At 69.4% G+C, this 20,696-nt stretch carries 20 protein-coding genes; 1 reads left to right on the forward strand and 19 read right to left on the reverse strand.

Translation table 11 applies throughout. The features are described 5' to 3' along the window. Nucleotides 1–25: 25 nt before the first annotated feature. The 15 genes from ACNKF0_RS18950 to ACNKF0_RS19020 all read right to left on the reverse strand — a co-directional run bounded on the left by ACNKF0_RS18950 (nt 26) and on the right by ACNKF0_RS19020 (nt 15,490). Nucleotides 26–742, reverse strand: coding sequence for an ABC transporter ATP-binding protein (locus ACNKF0_RS18950; RefSeq protein ID WP_416954377.1), 717 nt, complete (start codon nt 740–742; stop codon nt 26–28). Continuing rightward, nucleotides 729–1,493, reverse strand: a complete 765-nt coding sequence (locus ACNKF0_RS18955; protein WP_416954378.1) for an ABC transporter ATP-binding protein — start codon at nt 1,491–1,493, stop codon at nt 729–731. The genes ACNKF0_RS18950 and ACNKF0_RS18955 overlap by 14 nt, the downstream gene beginning before the upstream one ends. After that, the gene (locus ACNKF0_RS18960; protein ID WP_416954379.1) at nt 1,490–2,500 is read right to left on the reverse strand and encodes a branched-chain amino acid ABC transporter permease; all 1,011 of its coding nucleotides are present in this window, start codon (nt 2,498–2,500) and stop codon (nt 1,490–1,492) included. Before ACNKF0_RS18960 ends, ACNKF0_RS18955 begins: the two co-directional genes overlap by 4 nt. Continuing rightward, nucleotides 2,497–3,363, reverse strand: a complete 867-nt coding sequence (locus ACNKF0_RS18965; protein ID WP_416954380.1) for a branched-chain amino acid ABC transporter permease — start codon at nt 3,361–3,363, stop codon at nt 2,497–2,499. Before ACNKF0_RS18965 ends, ACNKF0_RS18960 begins: the two co-directional genes overlap by 4 nt. Nucleotides 3,364–3,439: 76 nt before the next feature. Further along, on the reverse strand, nt 3,440–4,702 hold the full coding sequence (locus ACNKF0_RS18970) for an ABC transporter substrate-binding protein (protein ID WP_416954381.1): 1,263 nt from the start codon (nt 4,700–4,702) through the stop codon (nt 3,440–3,442). Between the two features lie 141 nt (nt 4,703–4,843). Next, complete coding sequence (locus ACNKF0_RS18975; protein ID WP_416954382.1) at nt 4,844–5,863, reverse strand: NADPH:quinone oxidoreductase family protein; 1,020 nt, start codon at nt 5,861–5,863, stop codon at nt 4,844–4,846. After that, nucleotides 5,860–7,527 carry a class I adenylate-forming enzyme family protein gene (locus tag ACNKF0_RS18980; protein WP_416954383.1) on the reverse strand — a complete coding sequence of 556 codons (1,668 nt, stop codon included), beginning with the start codon at nt 7,525–7,527 and terminating at the stop codon, nt 5,860–5,862. Before ACNKF0_RS18980 ends, ACNKF0_RS18975 begins: the two co-directional genes overlap by 4 nt. After that, on the reverse strand, nt 7,527–8,249 hold the full coding sequence (locus ACNKF0_RS18985; protein ID WP_416954384.1) for an SRPBCC domain-containing protein: 723 nt from the start codon (nt 8,247–8,249) through the stop codon (nt 7,527–7,529). Before ACNKF0_RS18985 ends, ACNKF0_RS18980 begins: the two co-directional genes overlap by 1 nt. A 50-nt stretch (nt 8,250–8,299) precedes the next feature. Next, complete coding sequence (locus tag ACNKF0_RS18990) at nt 8,300–9,295, reverse strand: asparaginase (RefSeq protein WP_416954385.1); 996 nt, start codon at nt 9,293–9,295, stop codon at nt 8,300–8,302. Next, a complete protein-coding gene (locus tag ACNKF0_RS18995) occupies nt 9,295–10,242 on the reverse strand; it encodes a hypothetical protein (RefSeq protein WP_416954386.1) in 948 nt (315 codons plus the stop codon). The genes ACNKF0_RS18990 and ACNKF0_RS18995 overlap by 1 nt, the downstream gene beginning before the upstream one ends. Further along, the gene (locus ACNKF0_RS19000) at nt 10,239–11,177 is read right to left on the reverse strand and encodes a polysaccharide deacetylase family protein (RefSeq protein ID WP_416954387.1); all 939 of its coding nucleotides are present in this window, start codon (nt 11,175–11,177) and stop codon (nt 10,239–10,241) included. The genes ACNKF0_RS18995 and ACNKF0_RS19000 overlap by 4 nt, the downstream gene beginning before the upstream one ends. Further along, a complete protein-coding gene (locus tag ACNKF0_RS19005) occupies nt 11,174–11,683 on the reverse strand; it encodes a (2Fe-2S)-binding protein (RefSeq protein WP_416954388.1) in 510 nt (169 codons plus the stop codon). Before ACNKF0_RS19005 ends, ACNKF0_RS19000 begins: the two co-directional genes overlap by 4 nt. Beyond that, the gene (locus ACNKF0_RS19010; RefSeq protein ID WP_416954389.1) at nt 11,680–14,010 is read right to left on the reverse strand and encodes a xanthine dehydrogenase family protein molybdopterin-binding subunit; all 2,331 of its coding nucleotides are present in this window, start codon (nt 14,008–14,010) and stop codon (nt 11,680–11,682) included. The genes ACNKF0_RS19005 and ACNKF0_RS19010 overlap by 4 nt, the downstream gene beginning before the upstream one ends. Continuing rightward, entirely contained in the window at nt 14,007–14,879 is an 873-nt protein-coding gene (locus ACNKF0_RS19015; RefSeq protein ID WP_416954390.1) for an FAD binding domain-containing protein, read from the reverse strand. Before ACNKF0_RS19015 ends, ACNKF0_RS19010 begins: the two co-directional genes overlap by 4 nt. 92 nt (nt 14,880–14,971) lie before the next feature. After that, nucleotides 14,972–15,490 carry a PaaI family thioesterase gene (locus ACNKF0_RS19020; RefSeq protein WP_416954391.1) on the reverse strand — a complete coding sequence of 173 codons (519 nt, stop codon included), beginning with the start codon at nt 15,488–15,490 and terminating at the stop codon, nt 14,972–14,974. A gap of 91 nt (nt 15,491–15,581) precedes the next feature. Between ACNKF0_RS19020 and ACNKF0_RS19025 the strand changes: the two genes are divergently transcribed. Then, nucleotides 15,582–16,298: a GntR family transcriptional regulator gene (locus ACNKF0_RS19025; RefSeq protein WP_416954392.1), complete on the forward strand. Its 717-nt coding sequence runs from the start codon at nt 15,582–15,584 to the stop codon at nt 16,296–16,298. Nucleotides 16,299–16,610: 312 nt separating this feature from the next. Here ACNKF0_RS19025 and ACNKF0_RS19030 read toward each other — a convergent pair whose 3' ends face one another. The 4 genes from ACNKF0_RS19030 to ACNKF0_RS19045 form a co-directional block, all read right to left on the reverse strand. Beyond that, nucleotides 16,611–17,591 (reverse strand): ABC transporter substrate-binding protein, encoded by a 981-nt coding sequence (locus ACNKF0_RS19030; protein WP_416954393.1) that lies wholly within the window; start codon nt 17,589–17,591, stop codon nt 16,611–16,613. Nucleotides 17,592–17,663: 72 nt separating this feature from the next. Beyond that, a complete protein-coding gene (locus tag ACNKF0_RS19035; RefSeq protein ID WP_416954394.1) occupies nt 17,664–18,497 on the reverse strand; it encodes an ABC transporter ATP-binding protein in 834 nt (277 codons plus the stop codon). Then, on the reverse strand, nt 18,494–19,270 hold the full coding sequence (locus ACNKF0_RS19040; RefSeq protein WP_416954395.1) for an ABC transporter permease: 777 nt from the start codon (nt 19,268–19,270) through the stop codon (nt 18,494–18,496). Before ACNKF0_RS19040 ends, ACNKF0_RS19035 begins: the two co-directional genes overlap by 4 nt. Then, complete coding sequence (locus tag ACNKF0_RS19045; protein WP_416954396.1) at nt 19,270–20,130, reverse strand: ABC transporter permease; 861 nt, start codon at nt 20,128–20,130, stop codon at nt 19,270–19,272. The genes ACNKF0_RS19040 and ACNKF0_RS19045 overlap by 1 nt, the downstream gene beginning before the upstream one ends. Nucleotides 20,131–20,696: the final 566 nt, after the last annotated feature.

The raw sequence follows: 20,696 nt of genomic DNA on the forward strand, positions 1-20,696 counted from the left end.
ACCCTCGATGTGTGTGACGGGTGGCTCAGACCGCTGCGGACCCGAAGCCCAGTCCTTCCATGAGCACGCTCGGGTCGTTGCGGGCCTGCTCGGTGGAGATGGTCTGCACGAACTGCCCGCGCACCATCACGTTCAGCTCGTCGACCATGTCGAGGGCGAAGCGCAGCTTCTGCTCCACGACCAGCACCGCGGTGCCACGGCGACGCAGCTCCTGGACGACGTCGACGACGAGTGCGAGGTGATGCTGGTCGAGGCCCTCGCTCGGCTCGTCCATCAGGACGAGGTCTCCGTTGCCGACCAGCGCGCGGCCCAGGGCGAGCATCTGCTGCTGCCCGCCACTCATCTGCCCGGCCGGCTGGGACCAGCGGTCGCGCAGGATGGGAAGGCGGTCGCAGACCTGGTCGACGGTCCACCCGTCGGAGCCGCGGTCGACGTGCGACACGCGGAGGTTCTCCCCCACGGTCAGCGAGCCGAACACGCGTCGGCCCTGGGGAACGAGCGTGATGCCCGCCGCCGCCACCTTCTCCGGGGCGACGCCGGTGAGGTCCTTGCCGTTGAACACCACGCGCCCGCGGCGTGCGCGCACGATGCCCATGATCGTGTACACGAGGGTGCTCTTGCCCATCCCGTTGCGGCCGATCACGCCGATGTGCTCTCCGCGGCCGATGCTCAGCGACGTGTCGTGCAGCACCTGGCTGTCGCCGTAGTAGGTGTCGAGCCCCTCGCACTCAAGCAACGTCATCGTGTTCTCCCAGGTAGGTCTCGATGACAGCACGCGACTTGCGGATCTGTGCGGGGCTGCCCTCTTCGAGGATGGCTCCTGCCGCCAGGACGGTCACCTGGCCGCAGAGTCGGAACGCGATGTCCATGTCGTGCTCGATGACGAGCAGCGCGAGGTCGCCGGGCAGGGCGTCGACGACCTGGGCGAGGATGTCGGCGTCCCGCCGGGACAGGCCTGCGGTGGGTTCGTCGAGCAGCAACACCTTGGGGTTGCCGGCGAGGGCCATCACGATCTCCAGGACCCGCTGCTGGCCGTAGGCCAGCTCCGCGACGGTGGTGTCCCGTCGGTCCCACAGCTCCCACGTGCGCAGGAGCTCCTCAGCTCGGGCCTTCACGCCCGGGATGCGGGTCAGTGGGCTCCAGAACTTGTTGCGGTCCACTCCGCGCACCGCCGCGAGCGCGAGGTGTACGTTCTCGCGCACGGTGAGCTCCGCGAACAGGTTGGTGATCTGGTAGGTGCGAGCCAGCCCCTTGCGGGCGCGCTGGTGCGGCTTGAGGGTGCCCACCGACTCGCCGAAGATCTCGACGGTGCCGGCGGTCGGCTTGATGTGGCCGTCCAAGACGTTGAAGAGCGTCGTCTTTCCCGCGCCATTGGGGCCGATCAGTGCGCGTCGTTCTCCGGTGTCGACGGTCAGGTCGATCCCTTCGAGGACCTTCAGGCCTCCGAAGTGGACCTTGATGTCACGGGCTGCAATGGCGGGTGCGGGGTTCATGAGACTGCCTCGCGTTCGGTGGGTCGGGCGTGGTCTTCGAGCGGGGCGGGTGAGTCGGCGGGCGCCTTGCGGCTCCGTCCGATGCCGAGGATGCCGTTGGGCAGGACCAGGATGGTCAGGATGTAGAACAGGCCAAGGACGGTGGTGTAGCGCTCGGTGTACTCCTGGAAGAACGCCTCGATCGCGATGATCACCGCAATGCCGATGAACGGGCCCAGGAAGAACCGCGAGCCGCCCACGATCGCGGCCAGGAGGACCGTTGCACTCAACGTCCACTCGAGCCCGTCGGTGCCGACGAAGCCTCGCTGCACGGCGTACAGCGCACCCAGGAAGGAGCACGCCAGGCCGGACACGACGAAGGCAGCGGCCTTGTAGATGCCGGGGTTGTACCCCAGGCTGCCCATCCGGCTCTCGCTCTCGCGCAGTCCGACGATGGCGCGTCCCATCGGGGAGAGCATGAACCACCACAGCAGGGCCATCACGGCGGCGCAGACGAGGACGGCGAACTGGTGGAACTGCTGACGAGATGCAAGCTCGAAGGGAAGGACGTCACGGAAGACACCGCTGATGCCCATGTCGCCCCCGGTGATTCGAGCGTTCTGGAACACGAGGCCGTAGATGGCCTGACCGACGGCGAGCGTCATGAGGAGCAGGTAGATTCCGCTGACGCGCTGACACAGCAGGCCCAGCACCAGACCCAGGCCGGCCCCCACGACGACGACACCGAGCAGGATGGTGCCGAGTCCCCATTCCCATCGGGTGACACCCAGGCCGACCACGTAGCCCCCGAGGCCGAAGAACGCGGCGTGTCCCAGGGACGGCATCCCGCCGAGGCCGAAGACGATGTTGAACGCGACGGCGAACGCTCCCACGATGACGATGCGGGTGACGATCGACATGTAGTAGAGCGGGACGTAGAACGGCGCCAGGAACAAGGCGACGAAGAGGGCCACGAGGGCCAGCACCACGAGGGCCGTGCGCGTGCGGGAGTGGGTCAGCGTGCTCATGCGTTCGCCTTTCCGAACAAGCCCTGTGGCCGGATCGCGAGGAGGAGCGCGACCGGTGCGAAGACGGTGAACATGGCGAACTCGGGGAACAGCGTCTTCCCGAACTCGTCGACCAGCCCGACGAGGGCGGCGGCGAGCAGGGCGCCGTTGACCGAGCCCAGGCCCCCGACGACGACCACGACGAGCGCCATGATCAGCATCTGGGACTCGGTGCCCGGCTCGAGGCCGGTGAAGGCGCCACCCCAGACGCCGGCGAACGCTGCGAGCGCGGACCCGCAGGCGAAGACAAGCATGAAGATGAGGGGCACCTTGATGCCGACCGCGCGAGCCATCTCCTGGTCGTCGACGGCGGCGCGGATCTGGGCTCCGGCACGGGTGCGGTTGACCAGGTACCACAGGCCGAACCAGACCAGGAGCGCGATGACGATCAGCGCGATGCGGAACCACGGGAACGTCAGGCCGCCGACCTCCATGGAGGTGGTCAGGCCGGGTGGGCGCGGTGGGTTCCTCGGAGCTCCTCCGAAGTACCCGAGCATCAGATCGGAGAGGAAGAACGCGAGACCGATGGTGACGATGATCTGCTGCAGCTCACGTCCGATGAAGCGGTGCAGCAGGACACGCTCGAACAGCATGCCCACCAGCCCCACGGCCACCATGGCGGCGCCGAGCCCCGCCCAGTAGCTGCCGGTGGTACCCAGCACCTCCAACGCCAGGTAGCCACCGAGGAGGTAGAAGGCTCCGTGGGCCAGGTTCAGGGTGCGCATGAGACCGAAGGTCAGCGTGAGTCCGCTGGCCACCAGGAACAGGAGCGCCCCGTACGACAAGCCGTTGAGGGTGCGTGCGAGCACCATCTCGATCTCCATTGCAATCTCCGTTTCGCGTCGGCGAGTGTCACGGCCTGGGGCCACCGCGTGCTGCGGTGGCCCCAGGGGTGTCGACTCACTTGACCCAGGTGCCCTTGAGGTCGTTGTAGGGCTCTTCGTCCATCGCCTCTTCGGGGTCGAAGGTCCAGAACTGGCTGAGGTCCTCGCCGAGCGTGGTCACGACGGTGTTCTTGAACTCACCGTCGACGTTCTTCATCTTGCGCAGGTAGACCGGCAGGTTGGCCTGCCCGTACTCGTCGAACTGCAGGGCGCCGCGCGGTGCGTCGTCGATCTGGACGCCGCTGATGGCCTCGGTGAGGGTTTCGTAGGTGATGTCGTCGAGGTCCGCGACGGCGGAGTCGAGCACCATGCCCGCAACGTAGGCGGCCTCCGCGTAGATGCCCGGGGTGTAGGAGTACTTGGCCTGGAACGACTCCTGGAACTCGTTGTTCGCGGGGGTGTCGAGCGCCTCGGCGTAGTACATGACCGACTCGACCGGCGTCGCGAGCTTGCGCTGCGCCTCCTCGGGGAGGGTGGAGGGGTCGGTGCCGAAGCCGTTGGCGATCATCGGGATGTCGCTGAGGCCGAAGTCGCGGTAGGCCTGGAGGAACTTGGCGGCGTCCGAGCCGGAGGACGTCTGGATGATGACGTCGACGGACTTGTCGATGCTCTGCGCGACCGAGCCCCAGTCGGCGGTGCCCAGGGGCGTGTAGAGCTCCTGCTTGATGGTGCAGCCGGCGTCCTCGTAGGCCTTGGCGAACCCGCCCATGGCCTCCCAGCCGAAGGAGTAGTCCAGGCTCACCATGGCGGCGGTCTTGTAACCGGCGTCCTTGCACGCGTACTCGCCCAGGGGCAGCATGATCTGCGAGGCCGCGTTGCTGACGCGGAACATGTTGGGCGCGTGCTGACGCTGGGTGAGGTCGTCGGCGGTCGTGGCCGTGAAGATCGTGGGCACGCCGGACTCAGCGATGTAGGGGGCGACGGCGTACGCCACCGCACTGCTGATGACGCCGACGAGAGCGTCGACGTTCTCCTTCTCCACCAGGCGCTGAACATTCTCCTGGGCGATCGTGGGGTCGTTGCCCTCGTCGCCGGTGACGATCTCGACCTCGGTGTCGCCGAACTCCCCGCCAGCGACGTCCTCGACGTAGTGCCGGAAGCCGTCGGCCTGGTCCTCGGCGATGCCGGCGAACGGACCGACCGAGGGCAGTAGCAGCCCGACCTTGAAGACGCCGTCGTCGCCTCCGGTGCTACCGGTGCTGGCTCCGGCGCAGGCCGTCAGGGCGGCTGCGAGCGTCAGTGTTGCGGAGAGTGCGGCGCTCTTGCGAAACCGGTTCATATGACCAAGCTCCTCGTTCTGGGTGAAACCACTGCGACCTTCGCGACAGCGGCACGGTGCCCCGGAATGCAACGTTGTGCCACTGTATGCAGTGGTACACGACACGTCAATAGTCCTGAGCGTCACCGTTGTGTCACGGCGTCATCTGGCGGACGGAGCGGGCGGCTGGAGCAGCAGTCGCGCCGTGGTGGCGCGATTCGTGAGGTCCTCCACGGCGCTGCGCCACTGCCTCAGCGGACGCGCGTCGTAGGCGGGCGGGGTGATCGCCCCCGCGACGGTGAAGTCGAAGATCTGCTCGTAGCAGCGCCGCATCAGCTCCGGGGTGCGCTTGCGGTAGTCGCTGATCTGGAGGCCCGAGATCTCGATGTTCTTCAGCAGCACATAGTTCATCTTCAGCGTCGGGATGCGACCCGCGGCGAACCCGACCACGACCAGCCTGCCCCGCCACGCCACGGCGCGCACGGCACCGTCGAACGGGTCGCCTCCGAGCATGTCGATGACGACGTCCGCCCCGTGCCCGTCGGTGAGCTCCGCGACGCGCGAGCGCACGGTCTCGCGCAGCGGCTCCTGCGAGAGGTCGACGTAGTCGTCCGCGCCCAGGGGCTTCAACTCATCGAAGCGGCCCGGGCTCGACACGCCTGCGATGACCTGTCGCGCTCCGAGCGCGCGGGCGAGCTGAACTGCGGCGGAGCCGACGGCGCCGCTGGCACCCAGGACCAGGACCCGGTCGCCGGTCGCGACACGGGCGCGGTCGACCAGCGCCATCCACGCGGTGTCGAAGGCCAGCGACATGGCCGCGGCGTCCTCGAAGCTCAGCTCGTCGGGGAGGAGATAGACCTGGTCGGCTCGCACGGCACACGCCTGCGCATAGCCGCCGTACTCGACCATGGCGAGCACCCGGTCTCCCACCTTCAGGCCGGTGACCTCAGAGCCCACTGCCAGGACCGTTCCGGCCGGCCCCTTGCCCGGGATGTAGGGCAGGGTCGGCTTGAACTGGTACTCCCCACGCATCGTGACCAGGTCGACGAAGTTCACGGGCGCCGCGGCGACGCCGACGAGCACCTCATCGGCGGCCGGCTCCGGCCGGTCGACCTCGGTCACCTCGATCGCGTCGAGGTCGTCGAACTCGGAGATGAGGACTGCCTGCATCTGCTCGCTCATGTCGTGGCTCCTGTCGTGGCTCGGACCGGTTCGACCGTCAGGGCTCCGTCGGCGATGAGCGCCTCGATCCTGCGCTTGTCGACCTTCCCGGAAGGCAGCAGCGGCAGCGCGTCCATGACGGCGTAGAACTCAGGCATGTCGTACTTCGACAACCCGGCCCCGTCCAGGTGCTGCAGAACCACCTCAGCCGGCGGTCGGCCCGCGGCGGCGACCACGAGGCAGACCCGCTCGCCCAGGCGCGGATCGGGGACCGAGACGGCCGCGACGGCGTCGAGCCCGGGGCAGCCGCTGGCGAGCCCCTCGATCCGGGCGGGGAAGATGTTGTGCCCGCCGCGAATGATGACGTCCTTCTTGCGGCCGGTGATGCGGATGTAGCCGTTCTCGTCCTGCCATCCCAGGTCACCGGTCAGCAACCACCCATCGTCGGTGAGGCTGGCCTCCGTGGCGCGCTGGTCGTCGAAGTAGCCCACGGTGACGCTCGGGCCGCGGCCCAGGATCTGGCCGACCTCGCCGGGCGGCAGCTCGCGCGAGGAGTCCTCGCGATCGACGATCTTGACCTCGTGTCCCTCGAAGGGGCGACCGGAGGACCCCGCGATCAGCTCGGCGGCGTCGTCGGGGCGGGTGTAGTGGTGGGACCCGGCCTCCGTCATCCCGTACCCCGTCTGGGGTGTGATCCCGCGTGCCCGCAGTCGCAGCACGACGTCCTGGGAGACTGCGGCACCGGAGATGCGGAACCCACGCAGCCGCAGTCCTCGAGCGTGACCACGCTCGAGCTCTCCCAGCAGGTCGATGACGTGAGTGGGGACACCGAACGCGAAGGCGGTGCCGGTCTCTGCCATCCGCTCGGCGACGCTGGCTCCACGCGGAAGGTCGTGCGCGACCAGTGTCCCGCCGTTGGTGAGGGCCGTCAGCATGGCCCCGAAGCCGAGGTTGTGACTGAGGGGTGAGAGCGAGTAGATGACCGTGTCCCCACCCAGGGCCCAGTCCCGCACCATGGCGCGCACCGGGGACAGCAGGGTGTTGCTCGAGTGCATCACGCCCTTGGGTTGACCTGTCGAGCCGGAGGTGAAGGCGAGGTACACCACGGCGTCGGGGTGCGTGCGATGTTCTGACAGCACCGCGGTGCCGGTCAGGTCGGCCAGGAGCCGCGACTGTCCCGGCTGCTCGACCGCGTCGGTGAGGGCAGGCAGCCGCAGCGCGACCGGTGCCGCATCGAGCCGGCCCAGCTCGGTGAAGATGTCGTGCCGATTGGCGTCGGCCCCGTAGCCGGGCTGCCCGATGAACGCCGCAGCCCGCATGCGTTCGACGAGCTCGACGACCTGACCGACCGTGTGGTCCCTGTGGAGCGAGGGGCAGCAGACCAGACCCAGCCGGGCGCACGCCAGCACTGCGACCGCGACCTCGGCACGGCTCGGCAGCCACACGGCGACCCGGTCACCCTGACGCAGGCCCTGGTCGTGCAGCCACCCGGCCAGGCGGCCGGCCGCGTCGAGCACGTCGCGGTAGGTGTGCGTGCGGGTGCGCTCGATGATCGCGGCCCGGTCGGGGTGCGCGTAGGCACCCACCTGGAACACGTCCCACAGCGAGTCCGTACGCCAACGCCCGTCGCGGTAGTAGGTCTCGGCCTGGACGGGGTCCAGCCGCGTCAGGATCCGGTTGACCATCAGCGGCGTCCACCCTTGTCGCCGGCGAACGGCTTGACCAGCTTGCGGAACAGGCTGCCGATCGCCGCACCGAGGGCGCGCACCAGCGCGCCTGCGACGAGGCGGATGCCACCCACCGACGGCGCTGCCTGGCCCGGGGTGGCTGCGTGCCGTGGACCGGAGTCCGCCGGCGCCTGCACCGCGCGCGGCGCGGGCGCGGGCGTTCCCGGCTCGGCCCCGGCGACGGCGTCCGGACCAGCGTCGGGGGCCGTGGCGGGGCCCGCCGTGGGGGCCACCGGGCCGGTCAGGCGCGCTTCGAGGTTCCGCGCGAACTCGTCGGCGATGCGCTGACTGACATCCTTCATCACCCCACGCCCGAACTGCGCGATCTTCCCGGTGATCTTGATGTCGGACACCAGGGTCACCCGCGTGCCCTCCCCCGCGGCGACGACGTCGACGACGACGCCAGCGTCGGTCGCGCCGCGACCCTTGGTGTCCTTGGCCCGGCCGGTGAGCTTCATCGTGCGCCCGGCGTGGTCACGCTCGTCGATGGTGACCATGCCTTGCAGGACGACTGCGAGCGGGCCGAGCTTGACGGTCACCTGCCCGCGGTACTCGTCCTCGCTGACCTTCTCCAGGATCGCAGCACCCGGGATGCACTCCACGACGTCCTCGGTGCGCTGGAGGTAGTCCCACACCTCCCCGGGCGGCGCCTGCACCTGGAACTCGTTGTCGATCTGCATGGTCCAGCCACCTCCGTGAAATCAATGTACATCGCAGCATACAGTTGTATTCAGAGGCGGTCCAGACTGACCTGCACTTCGTCCGGATGGTGGGTCCGGCTCAGGGCGAGTGCCAGCGCGATGCGGGCCTGCCACGCCGGTCGCGCGCCGGCGACGACGCGTCCGGCGCGCTCCATCTGCGGGGAGCGCAGGACCTTCCCGGTCGGGACGCGGCTGGACTGGCACACCACCACCCCGGACCGGGCGGCGCGTTCGAGGGCTTCGTCCTCGGCCTGGGTGGGCCGGCCACCACCGGTGCCGGCCGAGACGATCCCCTGCGCCCCCGCCGCGACGGCTGCGTCGATCAGAGCCCCGTCGGCGCCGACGTAAGAGGTCACCACGTCCACGCGCGGCATGTGTGCCACGTCGGTCACGTCGAACACAGGCGTGCCGTTGGAGTCGTGACGCATCCGCAGGTCGACGCTGCCGTCGGCCTCGACGTGGCCCACCGGGCCCAGGTCTCCTCCGGAGAACGCGTTGGCTCGGAACGTCGTCGCCTTCGCGACGTCCCGACCGGCGAAGACCGTGTCGTTGTTGACCACCAGGACGCCGTGACCCCGCGCGTGCGGGGAGGCGGCCAGCCGCACCGCCTGCAGCAGGTTGAGCGGCCCGTCTGCGGCGAGGCCGTTGAACGGTCGCATCGCGCCGACGACCACGACGGGCTTGAGGCAGTCGACGGTCAGGCTAAGGAGGAAGGCGGTCTCCTCGAGGCTGTTGGTGCCATGGGTGATGACGACCCCGTCGCAGGACGACCCACGGACCAGCTGCTGGACGGTCTCGGCCAACGTGGCCCAGGACTGGACCGAGAGCTGGTAGCTGGGGACCCGGTCGAACGGGACCGACTCGATGTCGGCGACCTCGGCGATCTCGGGCACCGCGGACAGCAGCTCGCCCTCGGGCAGGCGTGAGCGAGCCTCGGTGTAGAACGCCAGATCAGTGCGGTCGTGGCCCAGCGAGTCGATGGTTCCACCGGTGCTGATGAGCGCGATGCTGGGCCGCCGCGGCATCAGAGGCCACCAGCCAGGTGCACGACCATCTGCTCGGGCGTCGCCAGCCACACGTCGTCTCGCTGCGCAAGGCGGGTGAGCACCGGTCGCAGCACCCGAGCACGGAATGCCTCTCCGCTGAGCCACGGGTGCAGGTGCAGGCACAGCATGCGCGGGTTCCGGGCGCCGTCTCGGGCCAACACCTCGACCGCACCCTCGACCGAGTCGGCGTACACGGCCGGCTCCACGTCACGCTCGAACATGGCGGCGACATCGGTGAGCTCCCACGACACCGGCACCGACCACAGCGGGTCGGCGGCATCGACACGGTAGGGCGCATCGTCGTTGCCCCAGTCGAGCATGACCTTCACGCCGGCATCGGCCAGGATGCCGGGAGTTGCGGCCGACTGCGACCAGCCGGGCCCCATCCACGTCCTGGGCGTTGCGCCGAGGGCCGCGTCGAGCCGCTCGAGGGTCGCCTCGACGTAGGCGCGTTCCTCGGGTTCGACCATCGCGGAGGTGATCGGACGACTGGCGCTGAGACCACCCGCTGCGATCTGCGAGGCCTGGTCCACGACCAGCTCCCGGACCGGGGCGTAGTGCTCAGCGGTGAGGACGTCGAGCACGCCGGTCCACGGGATCTGCAGGTCGGCGAGCATCTTGCTCAGGCGCCACACCCCGACGCGGTGCCCGAACTCTCGGTGCGACAGACGCGGGTAGTCCGGATAGGGCGCGATGCCGCGCCCGCCGGGCACCGGTACGGCAGGTGCGACGCTCTCCCACTCGGCTGCACGCACGTCGAGGATCACCGCGACCGCGAGCGGTCGGTCGCCGGGCCACGCAGGCGCCGATGAGCTCGGCATGGCCCGGTAGCTGAACCAGCCGTGGTCGTAGCCCGGTCGGGCCGGCCGGGACGCGGAGGTCAGGTTCAGTGCCGGCCGCCCTCCGGCGACGTGCGCGTCGATCATGCTGCTCCCTCCTCCGTGGCACGGACCAGATCGTCGTCGTACGCCGTGCTCAGGTAGTGCTTGGCGATCTGCGATCCAGTGGCGATCCACACGTCATCACGCGACCGCAGGTGCGCCAGGACCGCGTCGAGCGCCTCGACGCGGTGCGGTTGACCGATCGCGAAGGGGTGGAGGGACAGGCACATCATCCGGCCCACGTGCTCCTCGCCTTCGCAGAGCTCGTCGAACTGGTCGGTGCACATCTTCGTGTACGCCGCGCCCTCGCGATGCGAGCGCATCAGCAGCGGAGCGTCGTTGAGCGAGTAGGTGTAGGGCAGCGCGACGAGCCGTCGACCGGAACGGGTGAGCAGCGGAGCCGGTCGCTCGTCGTGGACCCAGTCGGCGTGGTAGGTCATGCCCTGCTCGGCCATGAGGTCCGGGGTCCACGGGTTGCCCGAGATGTTGGGCCCCAGCATCCCCGCGAAGTGCCGACCCGTGCGGGAGAACAGGAGGTCGTCGACCTCGGTGAGGAACTCGCGCTCCTGGTCCTCGGTGAGCCCGGTGAGGTAGCGCGTGTTGTAGAGGCCGTGGCTCATGAACTCCCACCCGCGCGAGACCATGGCTTCAGCGACCTCGGGGTAGTGGTCCAGCACGGCCACGTTGAGGGAGGTCGTGCACGGGATCTCCCACCGGTCCAGCACCTCCAGCATCCGCCAGAACCCGGCCCGGTTGCCGTAGTCGTGGTAGCTGAACTTGCGGATGTCGGGGTGCGGTCCACGCGGGTAGGGGTTCTGCGCCCCGGCCGGCGGCAGGTACTCGTAGTGCTCGACGTTGGGCACGATCCACACGGCGAGCCGCGCCCCGCCCGGCCACGGCAGCGACGGCCGAGCCGTGATCGGCTGGAACGGCAATCGGTCGTGGACCAGGTCGAACGGCCGCTCGTGCGCCCAGGTCATGCGACGCCCGCGTCCGGCTCGCTGGCCCCCCGACGTCGGCTGACCGCGATGATCGCGTCGGTGATCGCGTCGTAGGACCCGCACCGGCACAGGTGCCCCTGCAGCCCCTCCTCGACCTCGTCGCGGGTGAGCTCACCGGTGGTGCGGTCGAGCAGCGCCTTCGCGCTCGCGAGGAACCCCGGCGTGCAGAAGGAGCACTGGAACGCCTGGGACTCGATGAACTGCTTCTGCAGCTCGCTCAGCTCACCGTCGACGGCCGCGCCCTCGACCGTGACGACGTCACGACCCTCGAGGGCGAACTTGGGCAGGATGCAGGTGCTGACCGGCTCCCCGTCCACGAGCACCGTGCACGTACCGCACACGCCGAGCCCGCAGGTCTCACGCACGCCGTACAGGCCCCGTGCACGCAGGGCAGCGACCGTCGAGCCAGCCGCCTCGCCGGCCAACGTCACCTCCTCGCCGTTGATACGGCAGGTGACGTCCTTGACTTCCTCAATCCCGCTCACAGCGCCTCCAGTGCTTCGATGACCCGCTCAGGGGTGATGGGGAGCCGACGGACCCGGGCTCCGGTGGCTCGCGCGACGGCGTTGCCGATCGCGGCGATGACGGGGGGAAGAGTGGTCTCCCCCAGTCCGTGGATCGTGGCGGCCCCCGACTCCTCGAGCAGCCCGATCTCCAGCTTCGGCAGGTCGCCCATCGCGGTGATGGCGTAGTCGGACAGGTTGGGGTTGGTCAGCTGGCCGTCCTCGAAGATCAGCTCCTCGTACAAGGCGTGCCCGATGCCAAAGATCATGCTGCCGTGCATCTGCAGCTTGGCCAGCTTCGGGTTGATGACCCGTCCGGCGAGCGCGGCGGAGTAGAGCGAGCGCAGGTAGATCTTGCCGGTGGCGAGGTCGACGTCGAGGACGACCGACGCGCTGCCCTGGTGCCAGTGGTCACTGGCCAGGCCCTGGCCGGTCTCGGCGTCCAGGCCGCCCGCGGTGATCACCTCACCCTGGCCCACGATGCTGCCGGTGCGCGACTCCGCCAGGACGTCCGGGATGGCGATGCCGCTGTCGAGGACATCGCGGATCTCCACCTTGCCCTCGTTGAGGACCAGCTTCTCCGCGGGCACGTCGAACATCTCCGCGGCGCGCTCGAGAAGGCGTTCGCGCACCTCGGCGGCCGCCTTGGACACGGCGCCACCCATGGCTCGGGTCGTACGGCTGGAGCTGGTGGTCTGGTCGTAGGGCGTGTAGGCGGTGTCGGGTGCACTGACGCTGACCTGGTCGATGTCGACCTCGAGCTCCTGCGCGGCGATCTGTGCGAGCACCGTGTGTGCGCCCTGGCCCATCTCGACCGACGAGGTCAGTACGTGCACCGAGCCGTCGTTGTCGAGGCGCACCGCGGCGTGGCTGGTGGAGGGAGTGATGGTGGACTTCAGGATCACTGCGACGCCCTTGGCGCGCACCATGTCCTCGCCCAGGTCGACGCGTGCTTCGTGGGGCCAGTCGACTGCCTCGGCGGCCATGTCGAGGAGCTCGTCGTAGACGGCCTCGCTCATGATCTCGCCCGTCGCGAACTCCTCGCCGGGCTTGAGCAGGTTGCGGTGGCGCAGCTCGACGGGGTCCATGCCCAGGGCGTCGGCGATCTGGTCCATCTGGCTCTCGTAGCCCCACGCGGCCTGGGAGACGCCGTAGCCGCGGTAGGCGCCGGCGGGGACCTGGTTGGTGTACAGGGCGTAGGAGTCGATGCGCACGTTGGGGATGCGATACGGGCCCACGCAGCTGTAGCTGCCGTTCTTGATCAGGCGCGGGCTGATGTCGGCGTACGCGCCGCCGTTAAAGTAGATCGTGACGTCGCGCCCGGTGATGGTGCCGTCGGCCTTGACCGCGGAGCGCATGTGGATCTCGGCAGCGTGCTTGGTGGTGGTGAGGAACTCCTCCTCCCGCGAGAGCACCAGCTTGACCGGCCGGCCGCTGTGCCAGGCCAGCGCGGCGGTCACGGGCTCCACCTTCGCGTACGTCTTGCCGCCGTACCCGCCACCGATCGGCGGCACCGTGACCCGGACCTTCGAAGACGGCAGGTCGAACATCTCCGTCAGGGTGTCGCGGACCGCGAACGGCGCCTGGGTGCTGCTCACCACGTGGATGCCTTGGGCGTTGAAGGAGGCGAGGACGACGTGCGGCTCCATCGTCACGTGCGAGACCGCGGGGCTGTAGTAGACGTCCTCGATGACGTGGTCGGCCTCGGCGAAGGCTGCGTCCACGTCGCCCTTGCGGACCTGGAACTTGGTGCAGACGTTGCCCTCACGACCGAGCAGGCGGATGTCGGAGTAGCTGCGCCGACGCGCCCGGGGCGGCTGGTCGTGGACCAGCTCGGCATCGGCGGCGAGCGCCTCCTCGACCGAGGTGACGGCCGGAAGCTCCTTGTACTCCACCTCCACGAGGTCCGCCGCGGCTCGTGCGATCTCCGCGGTCTCGGCGCCGACGATGGCGATCGGGTCGCCGACGAAACGAACCTTGCGCCCGCACAGGACGGGCTGGTCGTTGATGACGGGACCGTAGTGGCGCGCGGGGGCACCCGGCTTCTCGAAGTCGGCGGCGGTCATGACGGTCACCACGCCCTCGAGCTCGAGGGCCGCCGAGACGTCGACGGAGACGATCTCGGCGTGCGGGACGGTGCTGCGCACCAGTGCGGCGTGCAGCATGCCGGGGACCTCGGCGTTCAGTGCGAACTCGATGGTGCCGTCGACGCGGGACCGGCCGGCGTACATGTCGACCGGCTTGCCGATGGCCGAACCGGCTTCGACGGCGACAGCGCCGTCGTGATTGATCTCAGCGGGGGTCTTCACAGCCGGGTCGCTCCGTTCGGGTGGTTCTGGGTCAGGCCACGCAGGGTCCGCTTCACGAGCCGGCCGGTGACCTGACGTCGGTAGGCCGAGGAGCCCCGGACGTCCTCAATGGGGTCGATCTCGGTCTCGAAGGCGTGTGCCACGTGTGCCCACAGGTCGTCGGTGGGTGCCTGCCCGACACAGTCGGCAAGGGCCTGGGGGACGCTGAAGGGAGTCGAGGTGGCTCCCGCAACCTGGACGTTCACGGCGCGGCAGGTGCCGTCGACGACCTGCAGCGAAGCCGCGACCCCGACACAGGGACGGTCCTCGGAGGTCCGGCTGACGTACTTCACGTAGTGGGTGCGCGTGCCTGCGGCCGGTCGCGGGATGATCACCTCGACCGCGAGCTCGTCGTGCTCGATGGTGGTCTCGTAGTAGTCGACGAGGAAGTCGGGGAGCGGGACCAGGCGATCACCCCGGGTGCTGCGCAACCGCACCTGGCAGTCCAGCGTGACCAGGATCGACGGAGGGTCCGAGGCGTAGTCGGCCTCGCACAGGTTCCCGCCGATCGTCGCCCGATTGCGGACCCGGTGGTTGGCCACCAGCGGGAGCGCCTGGGTCAGGGTCGGCAGCACTGCGGCGAGCTCCCGCGAGCGCTCCATCGTGCGCAGGGTGGTAAGCCCGCCCAGTCGGACCCGGTGCTCGTCGATGGTGATGTAGTCCAGCCCGGGGATGTCCTCGAGCGACACCAGCGTGTCGGGAAAGAGCAACCCGGCACGCATCATCAGCATCAGCGCCGTGCCTCCGGCGACCACCTTCGTGTCCTCATCGGCGTCGCGCAGCACGGCGAGCGCCTCATCCAAGGTCGTCGGACGTAGAACACGCACCACGGGGGGCCTCCTCAGTTGATCGGAGTCGCCAGTGTATGCAGATGAATGCCGTCACATGCAAGCGCTTCCGAAAGTTGTCGCTTCGATGATGCTCAGATCGCCGCAAGAACCAACTGCTGGCAGGTCACCAGGGCTACCAGGCGGTCGCTCGAGCCCGCACGCTGACGGTAGACCTCCGCCGAGGCCACGACCGTACGGCGCCCCCCGTGCTCGACGTGAGCGCGCGTGACCAGCACATCACCCTCGACAGCCGCGCCGACCAGCTGGCTGGTGACCGCGGTGGTGGTGTAGGAGTCGTTGCCGAGGTACGCCTCCGTGGCCCAGCCGGCGGTCGCGTCGGCGATCACCGAGTACACCCCGCCCTGCACGGTCCCCCGCTGGTTGAGCAGTGCGACAGTGACCGGCGTGCGGGTCTCGGCCGACGAGGTGGTCGCTCGCGTGAGACGGACCTGGGCCAGGTCGAGGGCCGATCCGGGCGGCAGGTCGACGACCTCTGCGAGCGCAAGGCCCGTCGGCTCGGCGTCGCGGACCAGCGTACCCAGCCTCGTCAGCGGGGCGGGCGCCTCGTCACCGCTGGCAGCAATCGGCACAGGCTTCACATCACGCGGCATGCATACTAACGTACACAGGACGGCGCCACGGTGTCTGCCGCAGATCACAGGCCAAGATGCACGTCAACGACCGGTACGGGGAAGGTATGTCATGACCACGAGCAGCAGTCCACGAACTCCACCCTCGGGGCCGTCGCGTGGACGAGCATCCACGGCGCGACAGCGCGGCGCCTACGACAGGATCCGCCAGGCCATCGTCAGCGGTGAGCTGCGTCCGGGCGATCCTCTCGTGGAGACGGCTCTGGCCGAGTGGTGCCAGATGAGCCGCACCCCCATCCGTGAGGCGCTCACCCGACTGGAGCAGGACGGCATCGTCGTACGGACCGACCGCGGTCTCATCGTGCGCGAGGACAGCCCCGAGGACGTCCTCGACCTCTACGAGACGCGCATCGCGCTCGAGGCGACGGCCGCGCGCATGGCCTCTGAGCGTCGCACCATGCACGACCTGCTGCAGATGCACCAGCTCGCCCAGGCCATGATCGACATGGAGTCCCCCACACCGCCGGCCATGGCTGCCGCCAACGACCGGTTCCACCGCGCGGTGTGGCGAGCGACCCACAACCGGTCCATGATCGACCTCCTCGACCGCCTCGGCCTGCACCTGGGCCGTTACCCCGCCACGACGCTCGCCTTCCCCGGGCGCTGGGAGCGCGGCAACCAGCAGCACCTCGCCCTTGTCCAGGCCATCGAGAACCGCGACGGCGACGAGGCCTCCAGGCTGGCGACCGAGCACTTCACCGAGTCCCGCAACATCCGGCTCAAGCTGTGGACGGGTCACCCCGCCTCGGAGGCCGAAGCGTCCGTCTGACATGACGCGGCGGATCTCGGGGCACACCCGGGAGTGCTCCGCCCTGCCGGGCGCACGCGCTCGCGAGACAAGCGCTCCGCGCGACCCGCAGTGGTCCCAGCGCCCCGGACCCGGCGCGAGAGGCCGGGACCGACCGGCGCGCCCGGCGTGGTCACGACCGGCTGGCCCGCCCGCCCACCCCGCAAGGGCGAACGTCAGGCTGAGCCTGCGGTGCGGTGCGGTGCGGTCGCCCGGTGTCCCGGGTCGACCGCACCGCCGTTCCTCGCTCGTCGACGATCAGCCTCGCCACGAATGGACGTGACGTGGCGGGTGTCAGTCCGCCAGGACCTCGGTGGGGTCGGACAGCTGGTCCTCGGTGAAGACCCCGTACGTCACCGCCGCGTCGAACCAGGCCTGCAGCGACGTCTCCTCAGGCAGGCCGGCAGGCCAGTTGCCGAGGGCGATCTTGTCGGCGAGGTCGGCGTCCATGCCGATGAAGGTGGGGATGAAGGAGCGGACCTCGTCGGTGTGGTCGACGGCGTACTGGCGGGACTTCTCCAGCGCCGCCTGGAACTTCTCGACGACCTCGGGGCTCTTCGCGAGCGTGTTCTCGCTGGTGAACCAGGACGACATGAAGACGTCGGGGGCGACCTCGCGGTACGGCGCCGAGAGGATGGTGGCACCGTCGGCGACCGCCTGGGTGAGGAACGGCTCGGCGACGTGGGCGACGTCGACCTTCCCGTTGGCCAGCGCGGCCGGCATGTCGGGGAAGCCCATCTCGATGAACTCGATCGAGTCGAGGTCGGCGCCCGCCTTCTCCAGGGCGACCCGGTCCGCCACCTCGACCATGTTCAGCAGCTGGTTGACCGCGACCGTGGTGTCCTCGACCTGGTCGAGGGAGGTGATGCCGCTGCTCGCCGAGGCGACGATGGCCTCGTCCGCGGGCGCCGGGTCCTCGCCGGCGCTGCTGGCGGCGGCCACGATCTTGACCGGCATGCCCTGGGCGCGCGCGGTCAGGATGGAGACGTTGTTGGAGAAGGCGAAGTCGTACTGGCCGTTGATCACCGCCGGCAGGAGTGCGGCACCGCCCTGGCCGGTCTCGAGCGTGACGTCGAGGCCCTCCTCCTCGAAGAAGCCCTTCTCGACGCCGAGCGCGAGCACGGAGTTGGTGACGATCGGCATCGTCCCGACCGTGATCTCGGTCAGGCCGCCCTTCTCGGTTTCCGAGGCGTTGCCGTCACCGCCGCAGGCAGTTAGGCCCAGCAGGCCTGCGACAACGACGGCACCGAATCGGATCGAACGGGTGCGGGTCATGGTGGGCTCCTCCAAACAACTTCTCGGGATGGGTGGGTGTTGCCGGCCGCGTCGTCGCAGGCCTGGGTGGGGTCAGTGCCGGCCGACGATCTGCTCGAAGACGTGCTTGCGCAGCTCGCTGTACTCGGCGAGCGCCTTGGTGGCGATCTGGTCGCGCGGCCTCGGCAGGTCGATGGTGACGATCTCCTTGACCACGCACGGCGGGGGGCTCAGCACCACGATGCGGTCGGCGAGGTACACCGCCTCGTCGATGTCGTGGGTGACGAAGAGGATGGTGATGCCGTACGTGGCGCAGACCTCCAGGACCAGGTCCTCGAGCTCGATGCGCGTCTGCGCGTCGACGGAGGCGAACGGCTCGTCCATGAGCAGGATCTCGGGCCGGTAGGCGATGGCCCGCGCGATCGCGACGCGCTGCTGCATCCCGCCGGAGAGCTGCCACGGGTACTTCTCCTCGTGACCGGTGAGCCCGACGGCGGCGAGCGCCTCGTCGACGGCCGTGCGCCGGTCGGCCTTGCCCAGGCGCTTGCGCAGCGGCTGCTCGACGTTGCGGCGCACCGACATCCAGGGGAACAGCGACCGGTTGTACTCCTGGAAGACCAGCCCCATCTGCGGCGGCGGCGAGGTGATCGCCCGGCCGTGCAGACGCACTTCGCCGGAGGTGGGGGGCATCAGGCCCGAGAGGCACCGCAGTAGTGTTGTCTTGCCGCACCCGGAGGGGCCCACCACGCAGAGGAACTCCCCCGGCCGGGCGTCGAAGGCGACGTCCCGAACCGCCTCGTGCATCTTCGCGCCGCTGCCGTACGTCTTGGCGATGTGGTCGACCTCGACGATGGCGGTGCCGCGCTCCCCGCCGGAGCGGACGGCGCGCGACAGCACGTCGTCATGGACCTTGCTGGTGTTGCTCATGCGTCTCGTGTCCTTGCTTTCAGTCCGCGGTGCCAGCGGAGTGCGACCTGCTCCGTCCCGAGCAGCAGGAGATTGATGAGGTAGCCGAGCGAGCCGAGCATGATCAGGCCCGCCCACATGTCGGAGATCGCGAACAGGCGCTGTGACTGCAGGATCGAGTAGCCGATCCCATCAGTGCTGCCCACCATCTCGCCGACCACCATGAGGATCAGCGCGAGCGCGAGGCTGGCGCGCAGTCCCGCGAAGATGCTCGGGGCCGCGGCCGGGAGGACGACACGGCGCACGGTCTCGGACCTGGTGAACTGGAAGGTGCGAGCGACGTCGATCATGACCGGCTCGGTGCCCCGGACCCCGGCGACGGTGTTCAGCAGGATCGGGAAGGAGCAGCCGAGCGCGACGACGAAGATCTGCATGCCGTCACCCGCGCCGAAGACCACCAGGGCGAACGGCACGAGGACCACGGCGGGGAGGGCGCGCAGGAACTCCACGCTGGGCCCGATCAGCCGCCGCGCCCACGGCGAGAGGCCCACCATGACGCCGAGCCCGACGCCGACGACGACGGCGATCAGGTAGCCGGTCAGCATCCGGCTCAGGCTCGGCAGGGCGTGGTCGGTGAAGCCCGTCCCCAACCAGACGTCCCGGAACCGGCCGAGGATGGTCTCCAGGGGCGGGAAGTACAGCGAGGTGGAGTTGGCCGACGCCACCCACCACACGGCGATGATGGCGAGCGGACCGGCCACCTCGAGGGCCAGTGCCCGCAGTCGCCCGCTCATCAGGCGTGCTCCTTCCGGAAGCTCACATGCCAGCGGAGCAGGCGCCGCTCGACCGCTTCGATGACCTGGGAGAGGGCGTAGCTCACGATGCCGATGGCGAGGATGAGCGCGTAGAGCCGGACGCTGGAGCCGGCGCTCTGGGCGAACAGCACCTCAGCACCCAGGCCCGACACACCGGTGATCAGCTCTGCCGTCACGGCGATGACGACGGCCAGCGCCGATGCGATCCGGATGCCCGTCGCGATGGAGGGGGCGGCGGTCGGGAGCGTCACGTGCCAGAAGACGTCCCAGCCGGAATAGCCGAACGAGCGCGCGGTGTCGCGCGCGACCGGGTCGAGCTCGCGTACGCCGTAGACGGTCTGGATCAGGATCGGCCAGACCGTCGCGAAGATGACCAGCGAGACCTTCATCTGCCCGTTGATCCCGAACAGCAGCACGGCGAGCGGGATCAACGCGACGGACGGGATCGGCCGGAGGAACTCCAGCACGAACCGGGTCGCCCGGTAGGCGGCAGCGCTCGAACCGATCACGACGCCGATGAGGACGCCGACGACGGCGCCGATGCCCAGACCTATTGCCCAGGCCCACAGCGTGTTGCCGGCCGCGACCCAGAACTCAGCGCGCCCGAGCTCGGTGACGAACTGCGGGAGCACCTCGGTGAACGGCGGGATGTAGCGCTGGGGAACCAGGCCGATCCTGGGCACGACCTCCCACACCACGAATGCGAGGATGATGCCGGAGAGCTGGCTGAACAGCAGGCGCCGGAGCACGCTGCGGCGCCCGGTAGCGAGTCTCGCCGGGCCCGTCCCGCTGGACGCGGCAGACGGTTGCGCGGCCAGCTCGTCCGTGGTGATGGTCACAGCCACCCCTCTCCTGCCTCGGCGACTTGGAGGAGTGTATGCAGACGAATGCCGCGACATGCAAGGGTTCTCACCTTGCATCCAGAACTTTTCGCTCTGGAAACCTCCGCGTAACGTCGGCCCTGCCCGCAGCGTTGCGCCTCATGCACCCGAGCGACGTCCCGGCTCTGCCCAAGGCGTCCGCCCGCTCCCGAGCCTGATGTATGCCTACCTACACCAGTGCTGTGACGCGCAGTACACCTTGGTCCAGGTCGCCCTCGCGTGCTACGCGAGTCCACGTACCCCGACCGGTAGCCCGCCCCTGGAGAGGCTCGACGTCGCTGCCCCTGTGATCCTTGCCGTCGCGTCCGATGGCCTTCGTCGCCGTCGAGTCGGCGTGCTCAGGGTGACGATCGTCCTGGCCAGCAGCGCGGCCACCGCGACCCGCGATGCCCCGGGGCCGGAGCGTGACGAGGTCCCGGCGGCGACCCGCTGAGCGTGATCGACCGCCTCACTTCCGTCTCGCTCGCCGAGCCCAACAGCACGGCGCCGCTCCTCACCCGGTCGACCGGAAGTCCGTTACCCAC

It is taken from the genome of Nocardioides sp. T5 (assembly GCF_048161455.1).
Classification (GTDB): Bacteria; Actinomycetota; Actinomycetes; order Propionibacteriales; family Nocardioidaceae; genus Nocardioides.